This is a genomic window from Halomonas colorata, from assembly GCF_014897985.1.
GTDB lineage: Bacteria > Pseudomonadota > Gammaproteobacteria > Pseudomonadales > Halomonadaceae > Vreelandella > Vreelandella colorata.
This window is the reverse complement of record NZ_JABUZA010000007.1, coordinates 25,342-41,639: the sequence shown is the minus strand read 5'-3', so window position 1 is coordinate 41,639 and position 16,298 is coordinate 25,342. Positions and strand designations below refer to the sequence as shown.

13 protein-coding genes and 1 pseudogene are annotated in these 16,298 nt (G+C 54.9%); 7 read left to right on the top strand and 7 right to left on the bottom strand.

Features of this window, described 5'->3' with window-relative positions; translation table 11 throughout:
• Positions 1–3: 3 nt before the first annotated feature.
• Positions 4–939, top strand: coding sequence for a lysophospholipid acyltransferase family protein (locus INT33_RS05465; protein WP_192538323.1), 936 nt, complete (start codon positions 4–6; stop codon positions 937–939).
• Here the strand turns inward: INT33_RS05465 and INT33_RS05460 are convergent.
• Positions 933–2,537 carry a sulfatase-like hydrolase/transferase gene (locus tag INT33_RS05460; RefSeq protein WP_192538324.1) on the bottom strand — a complete coding sequence of 535 codons (1,605 nt, stop codon included), beginning with the start codon at positions 2,535–2,537 and terminating at the stop codon, positions 933–935. The two genes, INT33_RS05465 and INT33_RS05460, sit on opposite strands and share 7 nt — an antisense overlap.
• Before the next feature lie 206 nt (positions 2,538–2,743).
• On the opposite strand from INT33_RS05460, the gene INT33_RS05455 reads away from it, so the two are divergent.
• The 3 genes from INT33_RS05455 to INT33_RS05445 all read left to right on the top strand — a co-directional run bounded on the left by INT33_RS05455 (position 2,744) and on the right by INT33_RS05445 (position 7,176).
• A complete protein-coding gene (locus INT33_RS05455) occupies positions 2,744–4,291 on the top strand; it encodes a glucan biosynthesis protein (protein ID WP_407648041.1) in 1,548 nt (515 codons plus the stop codon).
• Complete coding sequence (mdoH, locus tag INT33_RS05450) at positions 4,284–6,302, top strand: glucans biosynthesis glucosyltransferase MdoH (RefSeq protein WP_192538326.1); 2,019 nt, start codon at positions 4,284–4,286, stop codon at positions 6,300–6,302. Before INT33_RS05455 ends, mdoH begins: the two co-directional genes overlap by 8 nt.
• 94 nt (positions 6,303–6,396) lie before the next feature.
• Positions 6,397–7,176 carry a creatininase family protein gene (locus INT33_RS05445; protein ID WP_192538327.1) on the top strand — a complete coding sequence of 260 codons (780 nt, stop codon included), beginning with the start codon at positions 6,397–6,399 and terminating at the stop codon, positions 7,174–7,176.
• A gap of 19 nt (positions 7,177–7,195) precedes the next feature.
• Here the strand turns inward: INT33_RS05445 and ribA are convergent, their stop codons facing one another.
• The gene (ribA, locus tag INT33_RS05440; RefSeq protein ID WP_192538329.1) at positions 7,196–8,302 is read right to left on the bottom strand and encodes a GTP cyclohydrolase II RibA; all 1,107 of its coding nucleotides are present in this window, start codon (positions 8,300–8,302) and stop codon (positions 7,196–7,198) included.
• Between the two features lie 52 nt (positions 8,303–8,354).
• Between ribA and INT33_RS21130 the strand changes: the two genes are divergently transcribed.
• On the top strand, positions 8,355–9,257 hold the full coding sequence (locus INT33_RS21130; protein ID WP_319643919.1) for a RibD family protein: 903 nt from the start codon (positions 8,355–8,357) through the stop codon (positions 9,255–9,257).
• Positions 9,258–9,320: 63 nt separating this feature from the next.
• On the opposite strand, the pseudogene INT33_RS21125 reads toward INT33_RS21130, so the two are convergent.
• The 4 genes and pseudogenes from INT33_RS21125 to INT33_RS05420 form a co-directional block, all read right to left on the bottom strand.
• Positions 9,321–10,184 (bottom strand): annotated as a pseudogene (locus tag INT33_RS21125) (lysylphosphatidylglycerol synthase transmembrane domain-containing protein); the annotation flags it as partial.
• Positions 10,185–10,188: 4 nt separating this feature from the next.
• Positions 10,189–12,129: a glycosyltransferase family 4 protein gene (locus tag INT33_RS05430; RefSeq protein WP_193091329.1), complete on the bottom strand. Its 1,941-nt coding sequence runs from the start codon at positions 12,127–12,129 to the stop codon at positions 10,189–10,191.
• Positions 12,126–12,524: a 6-pyruvoyl trahydropterin synthase family protein gene (locus tag INT33_RS05425; RefSeq protein ID WP_018918747.1), complete on the bottom strand. Its 399-nt coding sequence runs from the start codon at positions 12,522–12,524 to the stop codon at positions 12,126–12,128. The genes INT33_RS05430 and INT33_RS05425 overlap by 4 nt, the downstream gene beginning before the upstream one ends.
• A 24-nt stretch (positions 12,525–12,548) precedes the next feature.
• Positions 12,549–13,532 carry a zinc-dependent alcohol dehydrogenase gene (locus INT33_RS05420; RefSeq protein ID WP_192538333.1) on the bottom strand — a complete coding sequence of 328 codons (984 nt, stop codon included), beginning with the start codon at positions 13,530–13,532 and terminating at the stop codon, positions 12,549–12,551.
• A 308-nt stretch (positions 13,533–13,840) separates the two neighbouring features.
• Between INT33_RS05420 and INT33_RS05415 the strand changes: the two genes are divergently transcribed.
• The gene (locus INT33_RS05415) at positions 13,841–14,572 is read left to right on the top strand and encodes a CDP-alcohol phosphatidyltransferase family protein (RefSeq protein WP_192538335.1); all 732 of its coding nucleotides are present in this window, start codon (positions 13,841–13,843) and stop codon (positions 14,570–14,572) included.
• A 58-nt stretch (positions 14,573–14,630) separates the two neighbouring features.
• On the opposite strand, the gene INT33_RS05410 is transcribed toward INT33_RS05415, so the two are convergent.
• Positions 14,631–15,041, bottom strand: coding sequence for a DUF1090 domain-containing protein (locus tag INT33_RS05410; protein WP_192538336.1), 411 nt, complete (start codon positions 15,039–15,041; stop codon positions 14,631–14,633).
• A gap of 209 nt (positions 15,042–15,250) precedes the next feature.
• Between INT33_RS05410 and INT33_RS05405 the strand changes: the two genes are divergently transcribed.
• Complete coding sequence (locus INT33_RS05405) at positions 15,251–16,183, top strand: CysB family HTH-type transcriptional regulator (protein WP_193091328.1); 933 nt, start codon at positions 15,251–15,253, stop codon at positions 16,181–16,183.
• Positions 16,184–16,298 lie beyond the last annotated feature (115 nt).

Here is a 16,298-nt window from a genome sequence, read left to right as displayed (position 1 = left end):
GCGATGCAACATAAGGCTTCCGCCAAGCGGCGTCCATTCACTCAGGCGAGCGCTATCTCATGGCTATGGAGAACGCTCGCCAAATGGCCCTTGCCACGCCTCTGGCGTATGGCCTCATTGCTCGGCCCTCAAGTTTACCGGTTCAGTAAACGCGAGCGTCGAGTCACTGAGCTCAATCTTAACGTAGTCTATCCGACTACCTCAGCCGCTCATCGCAAGGCGCTTGCCAAACAGAGTCTGAAGCATTCAACGGCGACAATGCTTGAGCTTGGCCATGCTTGGATGGCCAAGCCAGAGAAAGTGTCTGCATCAATTTTGGAAGTGCACGGCCGCGAGAAGCTGGATAGCGCCCGCGCTGAAGGCCGCGGTGTTATCGTGCTGGCACCGCACTTTGGTAACTGGGAAGTGCTCAACTTCTGGCTTTCCAGCCACTTCCCGTTTACCGCCATGTACGAGCCGCCCAAAATGGCTGAGCTTGAACCGATAATTCGCCACGGCCGCGAGCGCATGGGTGCCCAACTGGTGCCCACCAACCCACGCGGTGTGGCAGCGCTTCTCAAGGCGCTAAAGCGCAGCGAGGCCATCGGCATTCTGCCCGACCAAGAGCCCGATTGGGGCAGCGGCGTGTTTGCGCCTTTTTATGGGCGTAATGCTTACACCGCAACGCTTTTACCCAAGCTGGTCGCCCGCACCCAAGCGCGTGTGGTCACTGGCGTTGCCCTGCGCCTTCCAGGCCGCGGCTTTGCGATCCACTTTCTGGATGCCGACGAGCGTGTGTATAGCGCTGAAGAAGCGGAATCAGCCGTTGGCGTCAATGCGAGTGTCGAAGCATCGATCGCGCTTGACCCAGCCCAGTACCAGTGGGAATACAAGCGCTACCGGAAAGTCGTCGAAGAACAGCAACAGCACCCGCAAGCCAATGATTTTCGGCTTTACTGAGCCAACTGGCCAGTTTCCAGAGAAATCTCTTCACCAAACCCTTCACGCAGCCAGTGACGTAGCTGGCTCATTTTGGCGGCGCCTTGGGGGTTGTCCAAAGGCGGCAAGGTACCGTCGATAAATCCATGCGCGCGAAAAGGCGCTAACAGCCTGGCATCGCCGCTAATAATATGTACCGGCACTGCCTTGCTGGCGTTGTCGCCGGTGATGAGCGGCGCTGGCTGATGGTCACCAAGTACTATAAGCAGCGTATTGTCATCCACTACTCTTTCCGCCCAGCGCCCGGTGACATCTACAGCGTAGTCGACAGAGCGGCCATAGTGCTCGCGAACCCGTTCAGCATCCTGCCAAAGTACCTCTGGCGGGTCACCTGCATGCTCCCAGGGCGCAAAAATAGCGCCATCACCTATCGTCGACCAGTCTTCAATAACCGGCAAGATGGGTGTCCAGGGCGCATGGCTTGATATCAGCGCCATCTGGGCAAACACAGGTGTGTCACCCAGCAGTTGCCGCTGCGTATAGTCGAGCGTGAATTGATCCGGCATGGTGACCCAGTTCAAGGCAGGGCCTGCATAGTCGATATCTTTTGCTGCAAAAATATCGTCAAAGCCATACATTTTACCCTCCGGCCAGGCAAGCGTAATCGCGGGCATGATACTCAGCGTGCGCTGACCGGTTGCTTTAAAATCATCAATCAGGGTTGAGGTTTCACTATTGAGCATTAGTCGGTACCACAGCTGATTATCGATCCAGCGTCCGCTGAGTACCGTGGCATGCGCAAGCCATGACTGCCCGCCCTGAATAGGCGCTTGCAGCAATCCCGAGACGACATGCAGACTGCGCTTGGCTAACCTCTGCTCCATGGATGCAAGCGTAGGAAGCAGCAAGTCGCTATAGCGCGTATCGTTGAGTGCCGATACTCCATAAGATTCAACGAATGTAAGCAGCACGTTGTGGCCTTCAAGCCCTTGGAGCGGCTGCGCTTCAAGAGGTGCTGAGTCAAGTTGCTCGGAAAACGCAAGCCGTGCCTGATGAGTCACGCTTATCTGATGCCACTGAAAGCGCGATGCCTCAGCCATGGGCAGCGACGAATGGTGCCCTAACGGCTTCCCTGTGCTATCGGCTATGCCCAGGCCAAGCGCAACCACTAACATGTAAAGGGCTACCGCTCCTTTTATACGATGCCCCCACAAAGGACGTGCTGGAAGCAGTAAGTAAAGCAGCCCACCCAATATTCCCATCAGCAAGACGGCGCCGACGAGCATTGCGCAAACTGCCCATATTTGGCCTACATTACCTACCAGTAAGTTAAAAATTGAGCGCACCAGAGGGAGATCTAAATACAGGTTGAGGGGCCGCCCAAATGCCGCGTAAGTGGCTGCATTGCCTAGATTAGCAACGGTTACCAAGGCAACCCAGCTGATTAGAGCCACCCCCAGTAAGCGCCGCCCATAACCGACGGGGAGCATCAGCATAAGCGGTACGATGACCCATGCTTCCCAGGCGACAAGAGGCTGCCCAATGGTGCCAAAGCGCCACCATAAGGGAGCCACAAGCAGTAAATTGAGTGCTAGTGCACCAACCAATAATCGCAACATAATAGGTTCGAGACCCTCTCAAGAGGTGGGCAATCAACAGGACGGGGGACCTTACTTAGCTGTATCAAAAAAACCGTCGAATAAATGACCTTACGTTAAATAAACTGTGTGCATAAAGTACTAAACGTATAATATTTGTATTAAAAAAACATTTTAGTTAGCTCTATATAGCTTTCTTCAAGGCAGCATTCGAAAGGAAATCGTTTATGCGCTGTACGAACATGAAAAGTACAAATACTGGAAAATGGATGTTGTTGCTCGGCTGCTTTACAGCGCTGCCTCTGCCTGTCAACGCTAATCAAGATGAACACTTTAATCGAGTCATTGAGCGAGCCCAAAAGCTTGCCGAACAGACTTACCAAGCGCCAGAAGAGTCGCTTCCCCCAGCATTACAAGACGTTAATTACGACACCTACCGACAAATACGCTTTGCGCCTGAAAAGGCGTATTGGCGTGATGAAAGCCCCTTCAATCTACAGCTATTTCATAGCGGTTTCATATTTCAAACGCCCATCACCCTTAATATCATCGAGAACGACACGGTAACCCCCCTGCCTTTTTCAAGCGATGATTTCCAATACGATGACGATGCCCAGGCTCTTCTGGAGCAGGATCTGACCGGTAGCGGCCATGCCGGATTTCGGTTGCATTACCCCCTTAACAACCAAGACTACGCCGATGAGTTCGCGGTCTTTTTAGGTGCCAGCTATTTTCGCCTGACGGGTCAGGGTCAAACTTACGGGCTCTCCACGCGTGGGCTCGCCATTGATACGGCATCCCCCGAGGGGGAAGAGTTTCCGGCATTTCGAGAATTCTGGCTTTATAAGCCCGGTGCGAATGACGATGAAATAACCCTTCTCGCTCTGCTGGATAGCCCGTCTTTAAGCGGCGCCTACCGGATTACGTTACACCCGGGTGAGCAAACAGATGCAGAAATTGATGCTCGGCTCTTTGCGCGTAGCGATGTTGCCAAGTTAGGTATTGCTCCGCTGACCAGCATGTATGCTTTTGGGGAAGCCAGTGACGAGCGCCCTGATGACTTTCGCCCTCAGGTACATGACTCTGACGGCCTGTTGATCCATACCGGCGCGGATGAGTGGATTTGGCGCCCGCTGAGCAACCCAAAAAATGTACACATTTCAAGCTTTTTGGATGACGCCCCCAACGGTTTTGGGTTAATGCAACGCCAGCGCAACTTTGACCGCTACCTGGATATGGAGGCCCAGTACCACCTCCGGCCCAGCCAATGGGTAGCCCCGATCGAGCCATGGGGTGCAGGGCATGTTGAGCTGGTGGAAATCCCTACGCCAGATGAAACCTTCGATAATATAGTGGCTTACTGGGTTGCCGACGAGCCGCTCAAGGCCGGAGAATCACGTAAGCTTCATTACCATACCTACACGCTCAATGATGTTCCTGAAAAGCATACGCTTGGCCAGGTCATCCGCACCCGCCATGGCACTGCCAACGTTCCAGGAACCGGTGAAGATAATGCACTAAAGCGTCAATTTATTGTCGACTTTCAGGGCGGACCGCTTAACGATATTGCCGCCGACCAACCTGTCGAGCTTGAAATTAGCACGCAGACAGGAGAAGCCAGCGCAGCGCATGTGATGCCGCTACCCGACAATGCTTGGCGCGCCAGCTTTCGCATAGAGTCTCATAATGAACCTAGCGATATTCGCCTGCGTTTAATGCTTAACGGCCAGCCGATTAGCGAAACCTGGAACTACGTGTGGTATCCCGATGCATAAAAAAAACGAACGATCACAAAAACAGCCACAAGAACTTGCATCAGAACTAGCACCCTCGATTCCATGGCTCGGGTTTCGCCGCATCCTTTTGGCCGTGCTGGTAATAAGTTCCAGCATCGCTGGCTGTGTGGCCATGTATCATGTCATTTCCAACCTGGAAATAGGTTGGCAGGTCACCATGCTGGTGCTATTTGCGCTCACCTTCACCTGGATCGCCCTAGCTTTCTGGGGAGCCGTCTTTGGCTTTATGGTATGCCTGCTGCGGCGCGATCCGTTAAGCCTACGGCGGCAAGTACCGCTTGCGCCTAACGGCAGTTTATTGGTTAGCCGAACAGCGCTGGTGATGCCAATTTATGCAGAGCCCCCCATTCCTACTATCGCGGGGCTTGAAGCTACCTGTCGTTCGTTGATCGAGCAGGCAAAAACACCGGATAACCATATTGAAACGCCGCTCAGCGAACACTTTGAAGTGTTTATTCTGAGCGACACCCAGGATGCCGAGAAGGCCAAAGTGGAAGCCGCCCATGTGGTTGCATTACAGCAACGCCTGGCAGGCCAGCTATCGGTTCACTACCGGCGCCGGGAGAACAACCTGGGCCGTAAAGCGGGCAATATTGCCGAATTTTGCTGCCGCTGGGGGCGGCGCTATGACTATATGGTAGTGCTCGACGCCGATAGTCTCATGAGCGGTGCAACGCTATTGAAGCTTGTCCATCGCATGCAGCGCCAGCCAAGCGTTGGCTTGATTCAAACCGTGCCGATCCCGGTTGGCCAGCGTACGCTGTTTGGCCTGTTTACCCAGTTTGCCTCAGCACTGTACAGCCCGATGCTGGCAGCAGGGCAAAGCTTTTGGCAGGGCGACGCTGCTAACTACTGGGGACATAATGCTATTGTCCGCACCCGGGCGTTTATGGCAAGCGCAGGGTTACCCATGCTGTCTGGCAAACCGCCGTTGGGAGGCGAAATCTTAAGCCACGACTTTGTGGAAGCTGCGCTACTCAAAAGAAGCGGCTGGCAGGTTTTGCTGGATACGTCGGCGACTACCGCTGTTTCAAGCCATAACCCTTACGCCAGCGCCTCCCACAATAGTTTTGAGGCAATGCCCAGCAACATGCTCGACTTTGCCAAGCGCGACCGTCGTTGGCTACAGGGCAACCTGCAACATTTACGCCTACTGACAGGTGCAGGGCTTCACACCCTTAGTCGTCTGCACTTTTTGTTCGGCGCATTTGCCTATCTATCGTCGCTGGTTTGGCTTGGCTTGCTGGCCTGTACAAGCCTACTGGTGGGCTATCAAGCCATCGATAACACATCCGAGCAGATGCTCCCCCAATCGCTTTCAGTGGGGCTCCTGTTGATTACCTTGGGTATGTTGCTGGCCCCCAAAGTGCTGGGTCTGCTACTGGCGTTTATTCAGTGCCCTCACGCGTTTGGTGGCCGATTCCGGCTGCTTACAAGCGCGGTGCTGGAGATACTTTTTGCCGCACTAACCGCCCCGTTGATGATGGCCTTCCATAGTCTTTTTGTTATTAACGTCCTGATAGGTGGCTCTATCGAGTGGCAGACACAACCGCGGGGTGAGCGTTCGCTACGCTGGCGAGAGGTATGGCAACACGCAGGATGGATGACACTGTGCGGCCTTGCCTGGTCAGGCGGCGTCATACTGTTTTCGCCCTCCGCCTTTGGTTGGCTAACGCCTGTCTGGTTGGGTTTGGTTGTAGCGGTACCGATTATAAAATACTCAAGTAGCAGTACCTGGGGTGGAGTCCTTAGCCAACGCTTACGACTTTTACAAACGCCCAGCGTTAGTTTAAGTCCACCGCTGCTGAATGAGTTTAATGCCCTGATGTCGCGCGATAGTTCAACGCTACCGCCAGCCGAAGACGGCGCTACGCTAACCCTGAACGCACTGCCCTGTGAGCTATCGGGCGATATGCCGTGTCAGTCGCTCTATCAGTTTAATGCGCAGACAATGACGTCCCCCGAGCCTCAAGCAAAAGAGCCTAATTAATGCTTAGCCACTGACTGGGCTGGTAAGCATCTAAGCGGGGCAACCCGCTTTGGTGCTAATACATTCAAGCTTAAAGGCGCAGGATTTAAAATTTATGATTTACCATTGGCAGTCGCTGACCACCCCTGAACTGGCCGCTCTAGCGAAGCGCGACCCGATCGCCGTTTTGGTGTTGGGAGCCATTGAGCAGCACGGCTCTCACCTGCCTCTAGGCACAGACCTTATCATCGGCGAAGGGCTGCAAGCCGCCATGCTACCTCTTCTCGACCCTGCCCTGGATGTTGTTTGCCTACCACCTATTGCGGTGGGCGCAAGCGACGAGCACGCCAACTTTTCAGGCACGTTAAGCCTTCCGGCACCGCTCGCCATAGCGACGCTTGAAGCATATGGCGAAAGCGTTTCTCGGGCTGGCATCCAGCGTTTGGTATTAATCAATAGCCATGGCGGTAACAAAGCCATCATGGATTTGGCGTCACTCACCTTGCGTAAGCGTTTTGCTATGCGCGTCGTTAAAGCAACGTACACCCGCCTGCCCCCACTTGAAGGGGCTATCAATGCCGACGAGCTGCGCTATGGCTTACATGGCGGACTGCTGGAAACCGCCATGATGCAGTACCTCGCGCCAGCCTCTGTAAAGCTTGAGGGCTATCAAACTGCCCCAATTGGCACCTTGCAGCATAATCAGCTGCTAGGGCCGGAAGGCGCGGCCGCGTTTGCCTGGCTTGCCGAAGATCTCAGCCAACACGGTGTGGCAGGCGATGCCCGCCAGGCTAACGCCGCATTGGGTGAGCGCTTGGTACAACACTACGCTAGCCAACTGGCAACCGTGGTGGCTGAAACCGCCCGGCTACCCGCAGTATCTCAAAAACCCTAGTGTTAGAGCAGCGTGGCCGCTAGCGGCTATTGCTGCCTAGCACATCGCCGAAAAGATGGCCTGCCCGGTTGGCCTTAGCACTCAAATAACGGTGGTTTTGGTCGGTGACGCTGCCATAAAGCGCCTGACGCGATACCACTTCAATACCTCCCTCACGTAGAGCTTCAATTTTTAAAGGATTGTTGGTCAGTAGCTGAACCTGGGAAATATCCAGGGCGTTGAGCATATCCACCGCGACCGCGTACTGACGCTCATCGTCGCCAAAACCCAGCACCTGGTCGGCGTCCACGGTGTCTAGCCCGCCATCCTGCAAAGTATAAGCGCGTAGCTTATTGGCAAGTCCAATGCCGCGCCCCTCCTGAGCCAAATACAGCAGTACACCACCGCCCATTGCTTGAATATCCGCGACGGCGTTGCGCAGCTGCTCACCGCAGTCGCAGCGCAGGCTGCCAAATAAATCTCCTGTCAGGCAAGCAGAGTGCATACGTAGCGGCACAGCGCCTTCTAGCGTTTCCGGCTGACCAATGACCACTGCTACATGCTCGCGCAGACCATCCGGCTCGCGGAAGAGGACAAAGCGGCTTTCAGGCGCGTCTTCAAGCGGAATACTGGCTTCGCTTACCCGCTTGAGCATGCCCGGCGCCCCCGCCAGACATTTTTCGGCATCCTTCGCCTCAACCTCTAACAGCTTACCCTGGGCAATATCCTGGGCCACGGCGCTTGCTGCCTGCTCACTGACCTCGGCACATAGGGCTGCCGGGATAAGTAACGCACGGCGCATGATGGCAACCGCCCCGCGCTCGCCGGGCCCTGCCGGCTTCAAGCCACTTAATAACGAGTGCGAAGGACGATGCGCGCTTTGCGTAACGGCCAACGCGTTCAGGTCATTCTCGCCGATATTTTCAACCAGCGGCAAACACGCAGCCTCAGCGGTAAGCGACATTCCCATCGCCTCAAGGCGGTGGCGTGTTAACACCAGTGATGGACGCGTCCCTGCAAGCTTGGCCAGCATATCCACCGACTCAATGCCTTCCAATGCCTGTACCAGCAGACGCTTTTCGCCCGTGTTGATAACGACCGGCAACCCACGGCGAATATCAAAGATAGCGCGTTCAATGTGATACATATAGGCCTCCTAATTGCCTGTTGCAGCGAATAGCGTACGCTTGCGCTGGGCCATGTGGCCCCGCAAGATAAGACGGTTTTCTCAGCGCGGAGGCGTTATGCCCGACACCGATCGTCAAAATGGCTGCACTCGTCACGAAACATTGCTGGATATTGAGGCGGCCTGGGATTGGCTTTTGGCTATGCGCCATCGTAAGCCCTCCAGCACACCAATTGAGCTCAGCCCCGAGGGGCAATGGCATACCCATACGGCTGTTACGCCAGCAGCCACTGAGCTGCTGGACTGTCTGACACCGCTGGCGAGCCACGCCTCCTGGGTGATCGCCCAGCTGGGGCAGAGCCTGGATGGACGTATTGCGACCCAAAGTGGCCACTCGCATTACATCAACGGTCAAGAAAGCCTGGTGCACCTGCACCGGCTGCGTGCCCTGGTGGATGCCGTGGTAATTGGTGCGGGCACGGCAAGCGCCGACAACCCCCAATTGACGGTACGTCACGCCACCGGCACTCACCCCACGCGGGTGGTGCTCGACCCACGTGGACGCGTGCCTCGCGATATCAAGCTGTTCCAAACCGATTCGGCGCCCACGCTGCACGTGGTGGGGCCGGATACAGCGCTTGCGCCGCCGAGTGCCAACGTTCAACGCTGCAGGTTGCCACTCAATGCCCAGGGGCAGTTCGCCCCCAGCGATGTTATTAACCTGCTCAACCAGCGCGGGCTTAAGCGCATCCTGGTGGAAGGCGGCGGCGTTACGGTTTCCCAATTTATTGAGGCCGGTGTGATCGATCGCCTGCATCTTCTGGTCGCCCCGCTGCTGATCGGCTCGGGCAGGCCCGGACTGCAAATGACGCCCATCGAAACGCTTGAAAGTGCGCTGCGCCCGACGATGCGCCGGTTCCGTTGTGGTGACGACACTCTGTTTGACGTGCTGCTGCGTGCCGCCACCTTCACCTGATGGTTGAGCGCGGTGATGACGCGATAGCGCCACCCAGATGCCCGGCAGGCTGGAAAGAAGTACCAGTACCCCATACGCCAGGGAGACCGCCACGCCCTGAGCCGTTGGCAACCCGACCAGCGCCCAAGTTGCCACCGCGGCACCTTCGCGCACTCCCCAGCCAGCAACGGAAAGCGGCACCAGCATGGCCAAAAGCAGCACGGGGGCAAGCGCCAGAATCTGCAGTGCTTCAAGCTCCACACCAATGGCACGCGCGGCGCACACCATCACGAGCCCATAGCTCATCACGATGGTCAGCGAAGAGGCTAACTGTAAATTCCACACCCCCCGACTTAACAGCCCACGCTTGATATCCAATCGCATGGAGTGCCACCACGCAGGCAGCCTTGAGGAAGACAGACGGATTAGCCCTTGCCACACCGCCACCGACACCACACAAAGTCCACCGACAATCATAAGGCTCACCGGCCACCCCAGCACGGCATGCCAAAGTGGCGACAACAGAAGCGCCGCCAGGGTCAGAATCACTACGGCGACCTGACCCGAAGTGCGCTCGATAATGACCGCCCGCCAAGCGCTGCCGCGCGATACCGACTGGCTAGCATGCCGATGGGCACGACCGGCGTCGCCCAGCACTCCGCCGGGTAACAGCTGATTCATGAGTAGCGCCAGATAGTATTCACGCCAGGCATAGCTAAAGCGCAGCGGCGCCCCTACCCGCTCAGCGGTAAACTGCCACCGCCAGGCACTCAGCATGATTTGCAGCACGCTGATAAATAGCGCTAACGCCACCCAGCCAGGCGATAACCGCTCCACCTGAGCCATGATCTCGCGCGGGTTCACAAAGAGTGCCACCGCGCCCAAAAGCCCTACGCTAATGACCCCACGCTGAACCCAGGGAGAACGCACGATGCGCTTTATGCCCATAGGCTTACTCCGCCCTCAAAGGCGTTGCGAGCAAATCACAATGGCCAACCCAAATGCCCAGCTCACCACTGGCAACGGCCTGCGTACGCCGCTCACGCCACTCGGCAATTCGGGTTGCGGCTTCGGGCGCCTGCTCTGTCGCAGCTTCGGTCCAGCCGTTGATCAAGGCCGTCATCAGAGGCTGATGTGAACGATTACCTGCCCCCAATAGCCATGGCGTTTCTACCTGTTCAACCTGATAGTTTGCCTGCTCAAGCGCGCTAACCAGCGCGCCATGGGCCTGCCCCCCTAGCGCCTCACCCAAGCCTTTATCACGCTGCTGATGGGCGATAAACAGCGCCTGCAGCCAATGATCTTCATCATCGGCTTGCGGTTCGCCATCAGCGGCGGTAAAGCCCCATTCGCCCGTAACGCTAAGCGCCATCAAAAGCGCCTGCTGGTGCGTGGTACAGTGCGTGACGAGCGTTTCAATCCAAGTCTGCGAGACGAGATCAAGCAACGCTGATGCGCTTACCAAATGGGCCGATTGCAACGGCGGGTGATCCAGTGAATCGAGCGATACGCACAGGGTTTCCAGCGTTATCGCGCTTTGATCGGCAAGCGTATTAGCACTTGCCTTGGCCTCTTCAAGTAAGGCCGCATCATGATCAATCAGCGTCCAATGCTGCGGCAAGGGCATGAAAGGGGCAAGAAAACGCATATTGCTGCCGCGACCTGCCCCCAAATCGACCAGACGCGGCGCTTGGGTACGCGCGCTTAACCACTGGGCGACTTTGCCCGGAAGCTGCTGGCTTCTAAACGTAAAATCTACCTCTTCACGCAGCGTCAGCCAGTCAGGTGCAAACTGGCTACCCGCACTCAACGCGGGCGCATGGCTTAACGCTTTTGCAAATGCTACGCCCGCGGCCTGCCAATCATTGAGCTGCTCACGCGCGGCTAATGCTCCGGCTTTCAAAGAATCACGCAGCGCCGCGTCATCACAAAAACGGCTTAGGGCATGCTTTAGGGCCTCGACATCACCCGGTGCGACTTTAAGCCCCGCGCCTTGTGGTAAGGTTTCATCCAGGGCGCCGCCCGTTGTGGTAATGACTGGCAGGCCGTGCGCCAGCGCTTCGGTTACCACCATGCCATAGCCTTCATACCAGGAAGGCAGCACTAGCGCGTCGGCCTCCTGATAGGCCTGTATCAGCGTGGCTTCATCGCACTCACCGTGCAGTTGAATATTCGCGTTAAGCGCGTTGTCTTCAATAAGCTGCTGCACGCGCTCGGCAAACGCCGCGTCACGTGCAGCGCCATAACAGTCGCACTGCCAATTGGTCGACGTCACGCCTGCCAAGGCGCGAACCAGCAGATCCTGCCCTTTACGTGGCACCAGCGTTGCTACACATAAAAGACGCAGCGGTTTACCTGGTTCTAAACCTATACTTGCCGGAATTTCACTATTGATAAGAGCCGCATCTACACCGGGCTCTACCACGCTAATCTTGGCGGCAATCGGCATTGAATAGTGGTCCGCCAATGCCTTTAAACGGCGCTGGGTAAACCGGCTAGTCACAATAATTTGCGAGACGGCGGCCAAAGCCTGCAGCTCACGCTGATGAAACTGCTGTTGCTGTGTATCGCTTAACCCTTGTTCATCGCCTAACGGATGATGCACCAGCGCCGTTATCGCCAAGCGCTCGGCGTGCTGGGCAATCACTGTAGGGAGCGCCCCCATGGCCAGGCCATCAATCACGACGGTCGCTGCATCGGGTAAGTCACCTAGCGCAGCCGATAGCTGGTCACTGGCCTGCTGGTCAGCATCAGGAAAACGCCCCGCCAGGCTAACCACATCAACAGAATGCCCTGCGCCATGCAGCGCTTCGACGATGCGAGTGTCGTAAATATATCCACCGGTGCGCTGATTAAGATCACCCGCGACGATAAGGGTTAGTGATTGGCTCATAGATCCCCTTCATAGCTTGCCCAGGCAATATGGGACTCGTGCAGTTTGACTTCCATACGGGTGATACCCTGCGCGGTCTTACCCATTTTGCCTTCGCCAATGGCATCGGCCAGGCGGCTAAAAATAACGCTGGCCATAAATTCAGTAGAAGTGTTTTTGCCCGCAAACGCCTCTTCGTCATCCAGGTTGCGATAATTCAGGTGCGATAACACTTCTTTAACCGTTTCGCTCGCCAGGCCGATATCAATCACCAGACCATCTTCATCCAATTCAGGGCGTTGAAATATCACATCAACGACATAGGTAGCCCCATGGGTACGCTGAGCGGGGCCAAAAATTTCACCTTTAAAACTATGCGCAATCATAAAGTGATCACGAACACATAGACGGTACATAAACGCTCCTGGATTTGATTAATTTCAAGTGGGATAACGAAGGCGGTGGCATAACACATCGCTGCCTGTCGCAAAGAGCTTAGGGGCAAGCTGAGGCAGCGTTTCAAAGTCACTCTCGCCGCTGATCAGGGCATCCAATCGGTTATCGGTCAAGAGGCTCAAGGCAAGGGTCAAGCGGCGCTGGTAATCCCAGCGCGGGCGTAACTTGGCAGGCAGTTGGCCCACTTGGCTGGCGCGCAGGCTAAGGCGCTGAGAATGAAAAGCCCCACCCAGAGGAATGCTCACATCGCCCTCGCCAAACCAACTCATTTCAATAATACGGCCTTCATTGCCCAGCTGAGCGAGCGCTTGGCGTAAGCCTTCAGGGTGGCCGCTGGCGTGAATAACGCAATCCTGGTCACTGGGGGCCCGCTCAGGCGTACAGAAGGTAAGGCCCAAGCGCTCGGCAAGCACTTGGCGCTCAGGGTTAATATCGATCAGCGTCGCCGTTACGCCGGGTATCTGCGCGCATAGGTAAGCTACCAGTGTGCCGACAACGCCAGCACCAATAATGCTGATCTGTTCGCCCAGCATAGGCTCAGCGTCCCACACGCCATTGATGGCGGTTTCCATATTGGCGGCGAGCACGGCTCGCGCAGCCGGTATGTTTTCAGGAATCGGCAGTACCACCGTGGCGGGCACAACATAGCGATCTTGATGGGGGTAGAGGCAAAATACCGTTTTACTAAGCAGATGCTCTGGCCCCTGCTCGACTACGCCAACGTTGCAGTAGCCATACTTGACGGGGCCCGGAAAACGCCCCGCCTGGAAAGGCGCCTGCATGCGATCCACTTCACTTTCTGGAACACGGCCATTAAACACCAATGACTCGGTGCCCCGACTAACGCCGCTATACAAGGCGCGCACTAGAACGTCACTACTTCCAACGTGGGCTAGCGGTTCGCTTTTAAGCTTGCCCGTCCCTGGGTGAGTGACCCAAAAGGCGGTGGATGTTTCTGTCGCCGACATGACGTTTCCCTATTATTAGCGTTTTCATCCAATGAATCGGGTGCCCCGATGGGTAACTCAACGTTACCAATTCATGAACGTATTGTGGCGTTTCTTAAAGCTTAGCGTAGAAAAGCCATTGGTCGATGAATGCAGGAAGCCAATTTCGTTTAATAACGTTTAAAAATCAGGTAAGCCGTTTTCAGGAACATCAATACGCTATGATGAATGAGATAGACAACACTGCGCCTATGTACAAGAATGGTACATATAAAAATATTTGCATCAATTAATTAGCTGCGGACAGACGGTTCGCTCTGCGAGATGCCATGCTTCGATTCTTTCCCTCCGCCTCTACTCCGCTTTTATCTAGTCGACTATATACCGCTGGCGAACTGACTGTGGGCAGCTTAGTACTTCTGGGGATGGGGAGTGTGTTACCGACGCTACTGGCCACTACCTTGAACTGGGGGCTGGCATTTGGGTTATATGCCCTGATTAGCTTACTGGTAATGATTTTTTGGTCTGGTGGCGCATTGGGATGGGCGAACCGCATTACGTTACTACGCGCAATACTGGTTGCCTTGGCAGCCGGGGCACTTGCCAATAACGTCTTCACCCAGGCCATTTGGCTATGGTTAGTTATCGCGACCGTGGCGCTTATGCTTGACGGTGTGGATGGCTGGATTGCCAGGCGAACCAAAAGCTATAGCGCGTTTGGCGCACGTTTTGATATGGAGCTGGATGCCCTACTGATTCTTCTGCTGTGTATCGGGCTGATCCAACTGGAATCGCTGGGCCTATGGGTGCTGCTGATTGGCTTAATGCGCTATTTTTTTGTGGCCGCCAGCTGGCATTTCACCTGGCTATCTGCGCCTTTATTTGCCAGCTTTCGGCGCAAACTGGTATGCGTTTGGCAGGTGTCCGCGCTATTGCTGGCATTAACGCCACTTACCCACCCGTTTTTGGCAAGCCTGTTAGCGTTTAGCGCACTAGTCTCGCTAGCCTATTCATTTGGGATGGATATTAGATGGCTCTACAAACAGTCTCAACATAAATAGACCCGAATGTGATCAGGCTAAATCTGGGGCGCCTCTGAGCACATAGCGCCCCGCCTACTTAGTTAGTAATCTGGCTTTGTAGCGCATTCAGCTCTTGGGTATGCATTTCTAATTCCTGGGTCGCTTCTTCGAGCTTAACGCGCCTTTTCTGAATATCGTCTTCATCGCCATCGCTTAACGCCTCTTCAAAATCCGCCTGGCGCTCCTGCACTTCGGCAAGGCTTGCTTTCACTTCGTCGGTCGCTTCGTTTAACACGCTTTCATTGGTGCAGTTGCTTTCTATCGCGTCCAGCGCACGCTGCAAACCCTCTACCCGCTGCTGATTGCCTTGTGACTGGGCATGCTCCAATTGCTGGCGAATATCAGTCGCCTTGCTTTCGCACAGGGCTTCTGCAGCGCTTGCCATGGATGGCAGTGCAAGCCCTGTCAGCAAGGCTACAACAGCTACGTTAACTACACGGTTTTTCATTGATTTTATCCCTTTTGAACGACTTATTGCTTAACGTAGTGTTACCACGCTATCGGGCGTTAGATAGCTAAATGGGATAACGGTTCTGACTTATTTTTGCCTTAGGTGTAAAAAACGATATAGATAGCAGAAAATACAATTTATTGTATAAGAACAATATTTAATATTCTTTTTTAGAATATTAAATCTGCTTTCATTGGATATCTGTCATGAATATTCAGCAACTGCGTATCGTTCGGGAAACTGTACGTCAGCATTTCAATCTGACTGAAGCCTCTAACGCGCTTTATACCTCTCAGTCAGGTGCCAGTAAGCATATTCGCGACTTGGAAGACGAGCTGGGCGTTGAGTTATTCGAGCGCCGCGGCAAGCGTATTCTTGGGTTAACCGTTGCAGGCCGCACGTTGATCGACTGCATTGAGCGCATCTTGCTGGATGTCGAAAATCTCAAGCGTTCGGCTCACCAGCTAACCCATGAAGACCAGGGAAGTCTTGCCATTGCGACAACGCATACTCAGGCACGCTATGCACTTCCCCCGATTATTGCCCAGTTCAAGAAGGCCTTTCCCAAAGTACATCTGGAGCTCCACCAGTGCGGGCCAGAGGAGATCGTTTCACTACTCAAGGCGGGCAAGGTAGATATAGGCATCGCCACCGAAGCGCTGCACGAAGAGAGCCAGCTTTTTGCCTGCTTTCCTTTTTATCACTGGTATCACGGGGTCATCGTGCCCGAACAGCACCCTTTGAACGACGGCTTACCGTTAACGCTTGAGCGAATCGCCGAGCACCCTATTGTTACCTACCATGACGGCTTTACGGGCCGAGCACGCATTGACACGGCGTTTACCTCGGTTGGCGTGTATCCCGATATCGTGCTGACTGCCCTGGATGCAGACGTTATCAAAACCTACGTTGAGCTGGGCATGGGCGTGGGGCTGATTGCCTCGATGGCCTATTACGAAGCGCGTGATCAAGGGCTTAAACTACTGGATGCCAGCGCGCTGTTCCCACGCAACACTACCTATCTGGCGCTACGGCGCGGTCATTTTCTACGCGGGTACGTTTATCAATTTCTTAAGCTGTGCCGCGATAACCTGGATGAAGACACCGTTCAGCGCGTTCTGGCAGGCCGCCAGGATTAACCTTAATCTCACACTCCACTCGCTAAGCTTAAAAAGTAATAATAAATCCATTTTATATTCGTTATTAGAATCAATAAACTTGCTTAGGCTGTCTTCCTACTTACATAAAAGCATC